The organism is Ruegeria sp. AM5 (genome assembly GCF_056540645.1).
The window spans coordinates 240,265-253,980 of record NZ_JBQFXC010000004.1 but is presented as its reverse complement, the minus strand read 5'-3'; the positions used below and the strand labels follow the sequence as shown (position 1 = coordinate 253,980).

The 13,716-nt window shown below is 55.6% G+C and carries 17 protein-coding genes and 1 tRNA gene; 7 read left to right on the top strand and 11 right to left on the bottom strand.

What is annotated here, in order from left to right; genetic code table 11:
* Positions 1-18 precede the first annotated feature (18 nt).
* The 4 genes from ACR0AH_RS12805 to ACR0AH_RS12790 form a co-directional block, all read right to left on the bottom strand.
* A complete protein-coding gene (locus ACR0AH_RS12805; protein WP_480592202.1) occupies positions 19-861 on the bottom strand; it encodes a DUF2971 domain-containing protein in 843 nt (280 codons plus the stop codon).
* A 225-nt stretch (positions 862-1,086) separates the two neighbouring features.
* On the bottom strand, positions 1,087-1,944 hold the full coding sequence (locus ACR0AH_RS12800) for an exonuclease domain-containing protein (RefSeq protein ID WP_480592200.1): 858 nt from the start codon (positions 1,942-1,944) through the stop codon (positions 1,087-1,089).
* Positions 1,941-2,474: a hypothetical protein gene (locus tag ACR0AH_RS12795; protein ID WP_480592198.1), complete on the bottom strand. Its 534-nt coding sequence runs from the start codon at positions 2,472-2,474 to the stop codon at positions 1,941-1,943. The genes ACR0AH_RS12800 and ACR0AH_RS12795 overlap by 4 nt, the downstream gene beginning before the upstream one ends.
* 218 nt (positions 2,475-2,692) lie before the next feature.
* A complete protein-coding gene (locus tag ACR0AH_RS12790; RefSeq protein WP_480592196.1) occupies positions 2,693-3,334 on the bottom strand; it encodes a hypothetical protein in 642 nt (213 codons plus the stop codon).
* 143 nt (positions 3,335-3,477) lie between these two features.
* On the opposite strand from ACR0AH_RS12790, the gene ACR0AH_RS12785 reads away from it, so the two are divergent.
* Positions 3,478-4,053: a hypothetical protein gene (locus tag ACR0AH_RS12785; RefSeq protein ID WP_480592194.1), complete on the top strand. Its 576-nt coding sequence runs from the start codon at positions 3,478-3,480 to the stop codon at positions 4,051-4,053.
* A 696-nt stretch (positions 4,054-4,749) separates the two neighbouring features.
* Here ACR0AH_RS12785 and ACR0AH_RS12780 read toward each other — a convergent pair.
* Positions 4,750-4,825 (bottom strand) — tRNA-Thr (locus ACR0AH_RS12780).
* Positions 4,826-5,004: 179 nt separating this feature from the next.
* Between ACR0AH_RS12780 and ACR0AH_RS12775 the strand changes: the two genes are divergently transcribed.
* Positions 5,005-5,880: a hypothetical protein gene (locus tag ACR0AH_RS12775; RefSeq protein ID WP_170733218.1), complete on the top strand. Its 876-nt coding sequence runs from the start codon at positions 5,005-5,007 to the stop codon at positions 5,878-5,880.
* A 10-nt stretch (positions 5,881-5,890) separates the two neighbouring features.
* Here the strand turns inward: ACR0AH_RS12775 and ACR0AH_RS12770 are convergent, their stop codons facing one another.
* Complete coding sequence (locus tag ACR0AH_RS12770; RefSeq protein ID WP_170397751.1) at positions 5,891-6,157, bottom strand: DUF2312 domain-containing protein; 267 nt, start codon at positions 6,155-6,157, stop codon at positions 5,891-5,893.
* Positions 6,158-6,304: 147 nt separating this feature from the next.
* Here ACR0AH_RS12770 and ACR0AH_RS12765 point away from each other — a divergent pair, with 147 nt between their 5' ends.
* Positions 6,305-6,523 (top strand): hypothetical protein, encoded by a 219-nt coding sequence (locus ACR0AH_RS12765; protein WP_480592192.1) that lies wholly within the window; start codon positions 6,305-6,307, stop codon positions 6,521-6,523.
* A gap of 9 nt (positions 6,524-6,532) precedes the next feature.
* Here ACR0AH_RS12765 and ACR0AH_RS12760 read toward each other — a convergent pair whose 3' ends face one another.
* Entirely contained in the window at positions 6,533-6,748 is a 216-nt protein-coding gene (locus ACR0AH_RS12760) for a hypothetical protein (RefSeq protein WP_170397156.1), read from the bottom strand.
* 242 nt (positions 6,749-6,990) lie between these two features.
* Between ACR0AH_RS12760 and ACR0AH_RS12755 the strand changes: the two genes are divergently transcribed.
* From ACR0AH_RS12755 to ACR0AH_RS12740, 4 genes are read left to right on the top strand one after another with little or no spacing between them, the layout of a single operon-like run.
* Positions 6,991-7,854 (top strand): MBL fold metallo-hydrolase, encoded by an 864-nt coding sequence (locus tag ACR0AH_RS12755; protein ID WP_170397158.1) that lies wholly within the window; start codon positions 6,991-6,993, stop codon positions 7,852-7,854.
* A 19-nt stretch (positions 7,855-7,873) separates the two neighbouring features.
* On the top strand, positions 7,874-8,302 hold the full coding sequence (locus ACR0AH_RS12750) for a YeeE/YedE family protein (protein WP_480592190.1): 429 nt from the start codon (positions 7,874-7,876) through the stop codon (positions 8,300-8,302).
* Positions 8,302-8,733, top strand: coding sequence for a DUF6691 family protein (locus ACR0AH_RS12745; protein WP_480437537.1), 432 nt, complete (start codon positions 8,302-8,304; stop codon positions 8,731-8,733). Before ACR0AH_RS12750 ends, ACR0AH_RS12745 begins: the two co-directional genes overlap by 1 nt.
* Before the next feature lie 9 nt (positions 8,734-8,742).
* The gene (locus ACR0AH_RS12740) at positions 8,743-9,171 is read left to right on the top strand and encodes a TIGR01244 family sulfur transferase (protein ID WP_170511514.1); all 429 of its coding nucleotides are present in this window, start codon (positions 8,743-8,745) and stop codon (positions 9,169-9,171) included.
* Positions 9,172-9,176: 5 nt separating this feature from the next.
* On the opposite strand, the gene ACR0AH_RS12735 is transcribed toward ACR0AH_RS12740, so the two are convergent.
* The 4 genes from ACR0AH_RS12735 to ACR0AH_RS12720 form a co-directional block, all read right to left on the bottom strand.
* On the bottom strand, positions 9,177-10,271 hold the full coding sequence (locus ACR0AH_RS12735) for a FliM/FliN family flagellar motor C-terminal domain-containing protein (RefSeq protein WP_480592188.1): 1,095 nt from the start codon (positions 10,269-10,271) through the stop codon (positions 9,177-9,179).
* 77 nt (positions 10,272-10,348) lie between these two features.
* A complete protein-coding gene (locus tag ACR0AH_RS12730; protein WP_170397168.1) occupies positions 10,349-13,030 on the bottom strand; it encodes an ATP-binding protein in 2,682 nt (893 codons plus the stop codon).
* Positions 13,018-13,338 carry a hypothetical protein gene (locus ACR0AH_RS12725; RefSeq protein WP_170397170.1) on the bottom strand — a complete coding sequence of 107 codons (321 nt, stop codon included), beginning with the start codon at positions 13,336-13,338 and terminating at the stop codon, positions 13,018-13,020. The genes ACR0AH_RS12730 and ACR0AH_RS12725 overlap by 13 nt, the downstream gene beginning before the upstream one ends.
* On the bottom strand, positions 13,335-13,715 hold the full coding sequence (locus tag ACR0AH_RS12720; RefSeq protein WP_170397172.1) for a response regulator transcription factor: 381 nt from the start codon (positions 13,713-13,715) through the stop codon (positions 13,335-13,337). The genes ACR0AH_RS12725 and ACR0AH_RS12720 overlap by 4 nt, the downstream gene beginning before the upstream one ends.
* Between the last annotated feature and the right edge of the window lies 1 nt (position 13,716).

Genomic DNA, 13,716 nt, shown 5'->3' with positions numbered 1-13,716 from the left:
GCAATAGTGATCTAAAACTCAGTCAGAGTGGGGTGTTAGGTTGAATTCGATGGCAAAGTCCTTTTGGCTTTTTGTCGCCTTTAAAACTGGCCAATCGCTGCCGAGGGAAGCATCTAGTACCTCTTCAACTTCTTTCGCGCAGTTTATTCCCAAAACTACTCCTTCAAAGGTGTAGTCACCCATGTGGAGATACCCAGACCCTTTATTATCGAAAGATATTAGCCGCCACTCTGCCTCGCGCTTCCATTCGTCTGATTTGATGCCTCCGAACTTTGCAGTGGATTGCTCCGCCTGATAATGATCCAAAAAACCATCGTCCTCCGGAAATGAAGAGCAAGCGATCATATTGGACAGTTCGGTCACAGAGAGGTTTGGCCGTTCTCGCTGATAGTTGACGGGTACAACAAACCCTAATCCCTGAGCATTGTGCAGATGCTTCGCCTTTCCTTGAGGTCGTTTTTTCCAAATTTGGCAGTAACCTGCGTGGTTTGCACAATAGAGCGCCCACATTGAAACCGAAGTTCCAATTTCAGAAAAAGAGCACGATGTTCCCCGCTGCCTCATTTTCTCGCACATTTCATGAAAGGTACCAATTTCTTGATCCGCGGCGAGAGTTGGCGTGCCAAATTTCTTTCTGACTTCGGATTTTGAAATCCCCTTTTCTTTCGCCAAGTCGTGGTAAGATTGCCCCGTTGTCGACACGTAGCCATGCAATCGGCGAAAGCTCTTGATCCAATCCGCCACGTCTTTCCGGTTTTGCGGCTTTTGAGACGGATGCGCTTCAAATGGGTCATTGAGAGCATCGAGCGTATTGCACCAAACCTCATTTCGTTTGGCCGCTGCTTCGATTTCGGTTTTCAAAAACGTTGTAGATGCAGGTCGATATCTGAATAGTCGGTTAGGCAAAATCATTTTGTTTCTGGCTTCATTTTCTTGGCACTACGTTGGCGGTAAACAAAAAGCGGTTAGGTCGCTCGAATGCGGACTAACACCACATTGGCCAAAACCGAAAAGGCCCGTCAAAGCGGTACCCATTCGACAAAAAGAGGCGGCTGTATTAGGTGCTTTTGGGTCCCAGATTTGCTTTCAGTTTGCGGCGAGGATTTTCAGAAATTGATCTTCGGACAGTATTTCGACGCCATATCCCTCATTGATTAACTCTTCAGCCCGCCTGTGCTTGCTGCTTTTTTCGTCCACCACGAAAGGCGAGTCTTGCGTGCCGACGACTAATATGGTCGTCTTTCTTGTCACGCCGTTTGTTACTGCTGCACCGAGGTTGTTAACCAGTTCCGCGGCCTCTCTACGGACCAAGCTCAAGGAACCGGTGAAGCAAACCGAATGCCCAGACAAGGGCCCGTCTTCGCTTCCCTCCATCTTCAACGGCTTGTAGCTTCTGGGTGTCAGCCGTTGATCTGCGCGAACCAACAGTTCTGGAAACGTCATTTGCAGTTTGTCAGCTGCAAGTAAAATTGCCTGCGCCAATACTAATGCGTCGCTTCCCGCATCATGGGCCACAAGTTCTAGACCTAACACTTCAGCAACGTATCCCAAGCGATAGCGTTTTCCAAAATGCTCAGGCCAAGCGCGACGCACAATTCTCTGCCCATTGACCCACACAGTTTCTGACACGAATGAAGTTTGGGAATTGCCGTCGTCAGCCAAATCAAATGCAGCCCTGTCAAACAATCCGTAGCTGATAACCGGCATACTATTCATTAGAGATTTGAACTTACGTCGGACTTCCTCAAAGGTTGGCGCTCCTGCAACCATATCTGCGGTTATGCCGTGAATACTTACGTTGAACGGGTCAAAGTACGTCTGCGGATCGATTAACATCGAGTCGCTTTTCGAAATCACACCGTCTTCCACCACAGCCCAACCAACCTGACAAATAGACGACACGTCCCAGTTGGCCGTTTCAACATCCACAGAAATAAAGTTCACAGACCAATCTCCGAAGCCATTTTCACATGATCGAGCGGCTCAGTCTCGCGCTCAAGATAAGTGTCGTATGCACCCTGTAAATAAACTCTTGTTCGGATAAACATGCGCCAGAATCCCTCTAATTCTGCGGGGGAATACTCATATCGGCGACCCTCAAACTCTTGCGCTCTGCGAATACCATCTTTCTGAATGAATTGGTCGTAAGAGACCTCCTTCAAATCGAGCATATTCCAAAAATCGCTACCTTTTGCTCTGCAAATATGCAGTTGTGCGGCATCTTTGAGAAACCCAACGAAGCCTTCATCTTTCAGATCGTAATCAAAAACATGTACAGATTGGATCATCTGATCGTCGAAGTCATAGAGCGGGCCAGGACCAATACGTGACCATGTCCATGGCTTCGTAGCGCGTTCACGAGAGTATGTTGAGGAAGATGTTTTACCCTCGGATTTTGCTTTTGCATGAAGACGTTTGACACGATCACATTCGCGCCGTCCTGCCTCAACCCACATTTGCCTTTCAGCAGTCATTCATAATCCTTTTCTTTGCCTCGGTTTATACAATCGCTTCGAACCTGCATTTCCGCAACAACCACGATTCCTGATAGACTGCTGCTGGTTAGGCTAAGTTAGGCGGTGGAACCTATGGCCAAGAGATTGCGGAGCTGACTGGGCCGCATTGGAGACCTGCATCATAAAGCCAAGTGCCGCTAGAATCTGACATGAACCAAGGGCGGGGTTTCCAAATTCTATTCTTCAACAGGCCCCAGCCAGAACCGCTTTAGCGGCGGAGATTGCTGAACCACATCATCAAATGGCTTTGCTGCACCCCAAATCCGCGCTTCACAAAACGATCGTACACGCGCGGATGAGCTAGGAAGTCGCCCCCAGTTTTGAACATCTGGCGCTTGGTACCCAGCATCTATCGCGGCCTTGAGCCAAGCGCCCTCAAGCATAGTGGCGTATCGAGCCGTTTCGCCCTTTGTGGCCGCTTGCCTACACAACTCCAACAGCGCCACGTTTACCTTCGCTCCATGCGTCTCTGACCAATGAAAAAATGCACCTGATGCGCGCTCGTCGCGTGTACGCTTTGCGTGTTCGGCCATTCGCCGCATCACAGCCTTCGACTGACCCACGTAACACGCCTTTCTTTCTGCTGACCTAGCCAAAAGGGCATAAATCCATATTCCGGGCTGTTGAAATTTGAATGAACCAAAATCGAAAGATGCTTCAATCTGAAACCCTCGCCAGACCCCCGGACTAACAATCAAAATATAACGTCCATTCTTTGAAACACGCTCGGTCAGGCGCAGTCTCCATCCGCGACGCCATATCCACGTCTGCAATTCGTCCGCAGTTTTGATCTCCCCGTCGTCGATTTTCTGCTGCAAACTTTGTTTTTCGTCTTCACGTAGCAGTGCGTCGATCCTTTTTCTGCCTCTCGTGTCATATTGATATAAAGAGAATTTTGTTGAAACTTTGCAATTTCAAGGTGATCTCAAATTTTTCGTCAAACAGTGAAGGCTAAAAGCAAATGAGAGCAGTCTTTGTATTCATGCTTATTTTCCCAACCCTTGCACTTGCTGCGCCACCGGCTGAAGCAACAGTACAAACTTGGTACGATGTCACAAAAGACTTCCAGACCCTAATCGCCGCAGCACTCGGTTTCACAGGCGTTATCTTTACAATGATCGTGCAGGGGAAACAGGCGCGTGCTCAACGCCAATCTGAAGCTGAGAACGCGGCTCAAAGCATGAAACAAGCTTTGGATGCAGAAATCAAAACTCTGGCTGCGCAGCTAAGAAGCAATGCCCAAAACATCGAAGACAGGCCGAAACATCCAGACACTGTGCCAGCTTTGCCTATTCGTCCCTTAAACCATGTTTACAGAGCCTTATTGCCTAAATTCGATCTCTTGCAACCTAGCGACGTAACAAGGGTTACGCGCGCAAATCTGCTCTATGAACAGTTCTTTATGAGATTACACTTCCTAGGCAAAACCAAAGAACAATTCCCAGATCAAATAGGCATCTTTCCTGAGTTCATTGATACGGTGGTGGACTTTCAACGAAACACCGCAGACTGGATGGAAAATCCGCCAAAACTGTAACGTAAGCACCGCTGTCTCGTGGATCAGAAACTCAGAAACCTGCGCGAGAATTATCCAGTGTGAGGGATAGTATCCGTAGGGCACGTACAAAGTTTTGACCCCCGGGGCACTCATCAGCAATGGACGCATACACACGGGGAAATCCTAAGAACGATGTGAGCGCTCACCGCAATTCGTACAGCTGTGGCTAACCGACCGACCAACCCGCTCACTTTGCTGTTGGTCCTGACAACGAGATAGGGCAAGCCGCAACGCGTCAGCACCACTACAGCGCCTGCAACAAAGGTGCCTAAGGGAAACCGGGTATGGCCAGCGCTAAGCTGAACTGAAGCCACCTCCACCTCACAGCCCCTCTCAACTGAAGCTAGGGTCTGAATTGTTTGAGCTGGAACTCTCTGGTTTTTCTGGCTCTGCCCGCTTCCGTCACAGGTTATGGCTGGTAGCGCTGGAAACAAACCCAGCATGTACTGAGCCGCTGGCAGACTTGGCCCCTCTGCAAATCAATTGCTCTTTTTTTCTCTGGCTATTTTGGCTCTGCCAGATTGGAGTAACCGGGTTTTCAATGCGCGCGCGGTTACTCCAATCTGGTTGCACTTCAGATCATAGGGAGCCGTATGGGAGCCGTGTAGCTATCTCACGGGCGGCAAGCCGAGCACCCTGATCCTGAATCGATCAGCAATATCAATAAGATGGTGATGGTGCCCCCACACGGACTCGAACCGCGGACCTACTGATTACAAATCAGTTGCTCTACCAGCTGAGCTATAGGGGCACTGGGTGTCGATTAATATCTCGGAACAGGGACTGCAAGCCCGAAATTTCGGGTCATCTTAACTTTGTGCTGGTTTGCCTTAGGATAACAGTAATAACAGGCCTCATCCGAATTTGACTGCACCGGGGACAGGTTGTAACCCAAGCGGCGATCCCGACCGAGGTGAGGACAATTCCGATATGCAGATGGTCATCCAAGCCGGAGCGCACTTTACCGACCATGATCACCTGCTCAATCTACTGCAGGTGAATGCGGATCTGGTTGCGGGAAATCATACTGCCTTCTGGGGGCTTCGTCCGTTCAGAAAGATCTTTCGACCTGCGCTGAAACCCTCTGCCGACCGGCCATCACATCAGGATACACTGGCGCGATTTCATAAACTGTTCCCCAACGGGCAGCAGGTTGACCGGGCGATCTTGTCGAGCGCGCTTTACCTGGGGGAGCGACCTTCCATCATCATGGATGGGCAATTTTACGCGAATGCCGGTCAAAGGTTGGCCTATCTGGATAATCTGTTCAGCGATTCGACGGTTGAGCTATTCGTGGGGCTACGTAATCCCGGCAGCTTTATTCCCAAGGTGCTGATGCTGCTGTCGGCGCCTGAGCGCGAGCATATCATTGCCACCACCGATCTGAGTTGCCTGAGTTGGCTCGCCATGATCGAAGACATTCGCGACCTAGCGCCAGATGTCAAAATCACTTTGTGGAGCAATGAGGATTCGCCGCTGATCTGCGGCGACATTGCGCGCGCACTTGTAGGGCTACCCGAGGACACGCCGCTGGAACAGGAATACGCGCTGCTGTCCTCACTTGTCTCAGACATGGGTAAACAGGAGATTCAGAGCTTGTTAGAGCATCAAGCGGCCCCCAATGATCCCGTGCTCAGGGGCAGGCTGGCGCAGGTGTTTCAGCAGCATGCACTGACGGATGAAATCGAAGAAGAGGTGGAGCTGCCTGGCTGGAACGAAGATATCGTTACCGCCTTTACCGAGCTTTATGAGCAGGATCTGGCACGGCTGCAGACCATGCCAGATATCCGTTTCTTGAATCCGTGAGCGGCCGACGCTACATGCCCAGCGCTTCCTTGTACATTTCCAGTACCGCCTCTTCCTCGGCGATGTCGTCCTTGTCGCGCTTGCGAAGAGCGACGACCTTGCGCATGACCTTGGTGTCGTAGCCGCGGGCCTTGGCCTCGGCCATGACCTCTTTCTGCTGGTCAGCGATGTCTTTCTTTTCGGCCTCAAGACGCTCGAACCGTTCGACGAACTGGCGCAGCTCGCCTGCGGTCACTCGGTAGTTGGCTGCGGCCTGATCTTCGGTGATGTCTTCCATCTGCGTCTCTCCCAAGGGCTGAAAATAAGGTGCCGGATACATCGGCACCGACCCGACCGCAAGCGTGCATTCTGCACGGTGGGCTTGTCTGACCTGCGCCGATCCGATAAGCGCGGTCACGGATTCAAAGGGTGAGCGTAAACAACCATGTTCGACATTATCGTCTGGGGCGGGGCCGCCCTGTCTGTGGCCGGGCTGGTCGGTCTGGTCTGGTGCATCCTGCAAGTGATGAAAGCGCGCAAAGCCAACCTGACGGATGACGAGTTGCGCGCTGTAGTTCAGGGTGTTCTGCCTTGGAATCTGGCGTCGCTTTTCCTGTCGGTACTTGGGCTGATGATGGTTATCCTGGGCATTTCGCTGGGATAACCAGATCGATCAGATCGGCATATTGTCGAACCGCGCCTCAAGCACGTCTTCGCATAGCGCAGCATCCAGCCGACGCAAGCGCGATGGGATATGAACCCCCTGCGCGCGCATTTTATCCAGAACCATGCTGACATGTGGCTGAAGCTCTAGCCGGGTCTCAAGACACGCACCATTCAGCTTTTGTTCAAGCCGTTCCGCTTCGGTAAAAAGATCCTGAGCAGTCATTTCCTTCCTCCCATATGGTGCCAATGTGCCTGATATAGGTAACGAGTTTAAGACGAGCACGAGACCGGAACAAAACATCGCGAATTCTTGCCTAGTCAGGCAAAAAACCGTCAATATGTCCATGGTCGCCTAAAGCATACGCTCAAATTGCGGAGATTGCTTTGACAGACATCAACTCGTGATTAGGGGCTTTAAACATATTCCACTATTGTTATATGTATACAAGCTGAACGGAGGAACCCATGACGCCCAGTGTGAAAGCTTTTTTCGACCCGCAGACCTTCACCGTCTCATACGTTGTGCAGGAACCTCAGGGGCAGGCCTGCGCCATCATCGACAGTGTACTGGATTTCGATCACGCCTCGGGGCGGACCGACACCAGCTCGGCCGACCAGATTGTCGACTATGTGACGGCACAGGGACTGAAGGTGGAATGGATTCTGGAAAGCCATGTCCATGCCGACCACCTGTCAGCAGCCCCTTACCTACAGGAAAAGCTGGGTGGTCAGATCGGGATTGGCGAGAATATCGTGGTCGTTCAGGACACGTTCGGCAAGGTCTTCAACGAAGGCACCGAGTTTCAGCGTGATGGCAGCCAGTTCGATGCACTGTTTGCCGAAGGGTCCAGCTTTCACATCGGCCAGATGCGCGGGGACGTTTTGCACACGCCAGGCCACACGCCCGCCTGCATGACCTATGTGATCGGCGATGCGGCGTTTGTGGGCGATACGCTGTTCATGCCGGATTTCGGAACTGCCCGATGCGATTTTCCCGGCGGGTCATCGGCGGACCTGTATGCCTCGATCCAGAAAATCCTGTCTCTGCCTGACGAGACGCGGATTTTTGTAGGCCATGATTACAAAGCGCCTGGTCGCGATGAATACGCGTGGGAGACCACGGTTGGCGAACAGAAGGCGCTGAACGTTCATATCGGTCAGGGCCGCAGCGTCGAAGAATTTGTCGAGATGCGCGATGCGCGGGATGCAACCCTTGCGATGCCGCGCCTGATTTTGCCCTCGCTGCAGGTCAACATGCGGGCCGGTCAGATGCCACCAGCGGATGAGCAGGGCGACGTTTTCATGAAAATCCCAGTCAATAAGCTTTGATACGAGGGCAGACGAGACAATGAATATCGAATGGATTTCGGGTCTGGCTGGTGGTCTGCTGATCGGGCTGGGTGCCAGCGTTTATCTGCTGTGTAATGGGCGGATCATGGGGGCGAGCGGCATATTGGGCGGACTGCTGGAACGCAGCGACCGGAGCGTATTAACGGAACGCCTGGCTTTCGTCGCTGGCTTGGTCGGGATGCCCTTATTGCTGCGCCCATCGATTGCGCCGCAGGCCGAGACCCATTTGACCCCGGATCTGGCGATCGTGATCCTTGCTGGGCTGCTGGTGGGGGCTGGAACACGGATCGCCAATGGCTGCACGTCGGGTCACGGCGTTTGTGGGATTTCTCGCTTCTCGTTGCGCGGGATCGTCGCAACGGTGTTCTACATTCTTGCAGGTGGTCTGACGGTTGCGCTGTTTCGCCATGCTTTGGGGGTGATCTAATGCGCTCAGTGTTTGCTTTTCTCGCCGGATCGCTGTTCGGCATCGGGCTTTTGATCTCAGGCATGACCGACACCACCAAGGTGCAGGGGTGGCTGGATGTGTTCGGCAATTGGGACCCGACGCTCGCCTTTGTCATGGGCGGGGCGATCCTGCCGATGCTGGTGGCGTGGCGATTGACACGGAACAGGATCCCTGTAGTGGGCGGACAGTTCCCCGCCCCGCCCCGTGTTGAACTGGATCGCCGTCTGATCGTCGGGTCGGTCCTGTTCGGCGTCGGTTGGGGATTGGCGGGTTTGTGCCCGGGCCCGGCGATGGCCTCGCTTGGATATGGGGGCGTTGGCGGGATTGTGTTCCTGATTGCGATGATCGCGGGCATGTTTGCGGCACCAAAGCTGGGTGCGCAACTGGACAGGATCGCCGACGCAGCCTAAGCAATTGCCATGGAGATTCGACCGATAACCCCCCGCTACGCCGTCTCACCTCAGATCTCGGTGGAGGACGTGCCAGCCATTGCCGAGGCCGGTTTCGTCAAGGTGATCTGCAACCGTCCCAATACCGAAGTTCCGCCGGATCAGCAGTCAGACGCCATCGGTCAAGCCGTTCGCGAGGCCGGGATGGAATATGAGGTTCTGGAGTTGACACACCAGACGATGACACCGGAAAACGTGGCGCTGCAACGCGATCTGGCCGAAAGCTGCAGCGGGCCGGTTCTGGCCTATTGCGCCTCTGGCACACGATGCTCGGTGATCTGGGCGCTGGGACAGTGCGATCGGCTAAGCACGGATGAAATCCTCGATGCGACCGGAAAAGCGGGCTATGCGCTCGACGGGTTACGCCCGGCATTGGAACAGCTGCGAGGGCGCGGATAAGCCTCTTAATCGCGGCCATTGCCTTCGGGCGCTGGCAGACCGGCGAGGTGCGAGATTTCCGTGACACGCTGTTCGGAACTGGCAGGCAACAAGTCGTCGGGTTCCAGGAGGGAATCCTCGGTCGTCAGATCATGCGCTACAATATCGTCATCAAGCGGGGACGACATCTCGTCATCCGGGGCTGAGGGCGTCAAGCTTGATTTGCTGGCCAGAAATCCGGCGCAGTCCTTGGCGGGCAACGCAGTAGGAGGGCCTTGTTCGTTGATCCGTACCGCACGCATTCCGCCGCACTGACCCAGACGTCCGATGGCGGTTCGGGCATGATCGATTGACAGAACTTCAACCCGATCCACCCGCGCGCCCTGCAGCGGCAGGACATCCCCGACGGACAATTCCGAAAGCGCTGTCAACGGCAAAGACAGGCGGCAGATCACGGTGTTCAGCTCAGCCCGAATTACCCCGGATGCCTGATCCAGATTCACCCCCGATTGGGTGATATCCGCAACCTGTTCCTGATCCGAGAGCGGGTGCTCGGGCAGCAGGATACTGACCTCGCCCTGACGCGGACCACCGGCAAGTTCGACCGTCAGATCAAACATGCGATAGACCTCATCCACCAGCGCCAGGTTCAGTGCGCGCCGACCTTCGGCGCGTGAGGTGAACTCATACCCGGACAGGCTGGCCATGTCTGCCGGGGACTCAACCAGTTTCAGAGCCCGGCTCAGCATATCCTCGATCAGAGGGGCGACCATGGCAGCGTCGGTGTCGGTAAACGCACGCTCGGGTGGTGGGTCAGAGGTGACCATGGCAATCGTTTGCTGCTGGACGATGGCAGAGACGCAACCCGGGTCCAGACAGGCCGCAGCCAGGCCGCCCTGATCCGAGGTAAACAGCAGCATCAGCCACCCCTCATTCAGCCAGTCGGCTATATCTTCCTGCGCGCGTACGGCCTGCTTTGCCCCGATGACCGACAGCGCGAGCCCCATGCTTTCGCCGGAGGCGCGTGCCAACCCCAGCCGCAAGGCGCGCAGGACCGAGCGGGGCGTGTCGGCACCGCATTGCCCCGCTGAAAGCTTTCGTGCCAGTGCTGATGTGGTCATGGCCCCGTTCCGCCGTTTGTCGATGCGATGACAATTTGTCTAACCCGGCGGAGGTTACGAATGTCTTTATGACGCCCTCATTGCGCGGCCTGACGAAAAGCCAGCGGAAGGCTGACGCGGAAGGCCGCCCCTCCCTGCCCCGGCAGATAGGCAACTTCGCCGCCCAAGCGCTGCATAATCTCTCGGCAGATCGCCAGCCCCAACCCTGCCCCGCCTGCCTTGTCCGAGCCGACGCGGGCAAATTTTTCGAATACCATCGATTGCGCCTCGGCCGGGATACCACCACCGTTGTCGATGAAATCGATTACCACTTGCCCGCCGACATCATGGGCCGAGATGGTCAGCACCGGTTCAATGGCGTCGCAATATTTCTGGGCGTTGGAAATCAGGTTGATGAACACCTGCCCCAGCCGGTCGAGATCCGTGTGCAGCGGGATACGTTCACTTGCGCGCACCCGCCGTACGCCAATCTTTCGATCACTGCCCGCCAGCGCGCTTGAAACGGCGCGGTCCAGAACTTCGCTTAGGGTGGCTTCGCCCATGTTCAGGCTAACCTGGCCGCTTTCCAGCACGCTAAGGTCGAGCAGATCATCCAGTAGCCGGGTCAGACGCAGCGATTCATCATGTATGATCGCAGCATAACGGATTTGTTCCTCGGCGCTGAGGCCATCGGTGTCGCGCATAATTTCAGAAAACGCCCGAATCGAGGTCATGGGCGTGCGCAATTCGTGGCTGACCTGGCTAAGAAACGCGTCTTTCTGTTTCGAGACTTGCGTAAGCTTGGCATTCGCCTCGCGCAATTGCCGCGCTGTGCGGCTGAGCTCAGTCGATTTCGCCTCAAGCTGGCTGGAATATTCCAACATCTGCGCAGATTCGTCGGCAACGGCCAACAGGTCTTCGACAGACACAGACGCCCCGCCAACGATCTGACCGATCATCGCATGGGCGGTTGCGGCCCCGACCGAGCCGCTGAGTTCGCGTTCCAGCCGTTCCAGAAACTGCGGCGTAGGCTCGGGCAGTCGTCCGGGGCGACCATTCTGGCGCTCGGCTTCGGCTTGAAAGAACTCTTGCGCGGGAATAGTGCCCAGAATCCGCTGGGTCATGATCATCAGGTCTTCGCTTTGCGCCACCGAACCGGTCCAGCCACGGGCTGAAACCGAATGGTCAAATACATTTACGAATTGCGCACCCTGAAGGCGTTCCAGCGGGCTGGGGAAGCTGAGCATCGAGGCGACACAGAAGGCGATTGTATTCAGCGACAGCGACCACATGACCGTATGCACCATCGGGTCGATCCCTTCGATCCCGAACAACGCCTGCGGGCGCAGCCAGCCCCAGCCGAAGGGTCCGTTTTCAATCACCGATGCCGGGACAATGCCGCCACCCATGCCAGGCAGCAGCAGTGTGTAAATCCAGAGAAAGAACCCGACGCTGAGCCCGACCAACGCCCCAGTTCGGGTCGCGCCGCGCCAGAACAGGCCGCCCACCAGTGCGGGCAGAATCTGGGAAATCCCGGCAAAGGCCACCAGCCCGATCGAGGTCAGGGCAGCCCCGCCCCCCGAAAGCTGGAAGTAGAAATAGCCCAACGCCATGATCGCCGCGATCGAGACGCGCCGCGCCATCAGCACGACTGTTCGCACATCACCAGAGACCGACGCGGTGCCTTCCTGCGTATTTAGCCAGATCGGCATGACCACATGGTTCGAAACCATGGTTGACAGCGCCATCGCTGTAACGATCACCATTGATGTGGCCGAGGAAAACCCGCCGATGAACGACAGCATCGCCAACCAGTCATTGCCCTGCGACAGCGGCACGGTCAGCACAAACAGGTCGGGGTTCGAGCCTTCGGGCATCAGGTCCAACCCAACGACGGCGATGGGCACGACAAACAAGCTCATCAGCAGCAGGTAGAGCGGAAAGGCCCAGGCGGCGGTGCGCAGGTGGCTCTCATCGTCATTCTCGACCACCATGACCTGAAACATCCGCGGCAAGCAGACAAAGGCCGCCGCCGAAAGGAAAATGAAAGTGGTCCAGCGCCCGGCATCCACATGCCATTGGCCAATTTCCGAGGCATCGATCTGATCCATCATCGGCCCCAAGCCGCCAGCGACGCCCCAGACAACAAAGATGCCAACGGCCAGAAGGGCGAAGAGTTTCACCACAGATTCCAACGCAATAGCGGTAACAACGCCGTGGTGGCGCTCATTGGCATCCAGATTGCGCGTCCCGAAGAGGATCGCAAAGACGGCCAAGCCCGCCGCGACCCAGAACACGCTAGAGCCTTCGCGATAGAGACCTGAGGGATCGGCCTCGGCAAAGATCGAAAAGGACAGCGTGATCGACTGCAATTGCAGCGCGATATAAGGCGTGCCGCCCAACACCGCCAGAATGGTCACGCAGACCGCCAGTGTGTTGGACTTGCCGTATCGTGACGAGATCAGGTCAGCGATCGACGTCACGCGCTGGCTGCGTCCGATGCGCACGAGTTTGCGCAGGCCCCACCACCAACTGATCATCACCAGTGTAGGACCCAGATAGATGGTTACGAATTCAAGCCCAGAACGCGCGGCGTTGCCAACCGCGCCATAAAACGTCCATGCAGTGCAATAGATCGACAGTGACAGGGTGTAGATCAGCGGGGAACGCAACCATTTCCCGCCGCCACGCGCAGCCAGCCGGTCCGCTGCGAAGGCGACACCGAACAGAAGAACCACATAGCCCAGACAGACCAGAATCAGGACATTCAGGGTTGCCATGTCTCGGCCTCGGGCTCGGCAGTCTCGCGCGCGGTCATGCGTTTGGCGACGAAGCCGAAGATCACGCTGATCAGGATCAGAACACCCCAGCACGCAAAGATGTAGAACATGGCCGTCGATAGCGACAGAGCCTCGGCGCCTGCGCTATCATCCGGCCATAGAAGCGGCAGCGCGAGCATTGCGGCACCTAGAAACGGCAGCAGCCGCGCTGCATCCGCCAGCCTGCGCCGACGATAGCTTTGCCGTTCCAGAAACAGGGACGGACGAACTGGCGAGGGCCGATCTTTGCCGTCGCCCGCGGAGCTCATAACTGAGACGCCTGCGCATGCAGGTCGCGCACCGCTGTCAGGACTTCGGTGTTCGAAAACGGCTTGGTCATGAATCGGCTGACCCCTGCCTGTTCGGCCATTTCACGATCCCGGGATTGCCCGCGCGCGGTCAGCATCAAAACCGGCAACGCCTTCATATCATCATGTTCGCGCAGATCACGCAGCACATCCATCCCGCTTTTTCCCGGCAACATCACATCCAGAATCACCAGATTGGGCCGCGCGGACAGAATCACCTGCACCGCATCCGTTCCCTCGGCATGGGTTTCAACCTGCCACCCCTCGCGTGTCAGCAGAAACCGGATCGCCTCGGTGATGTTGGGCTCATCCTCGATCAACAGAACCTTGCGGCTCATA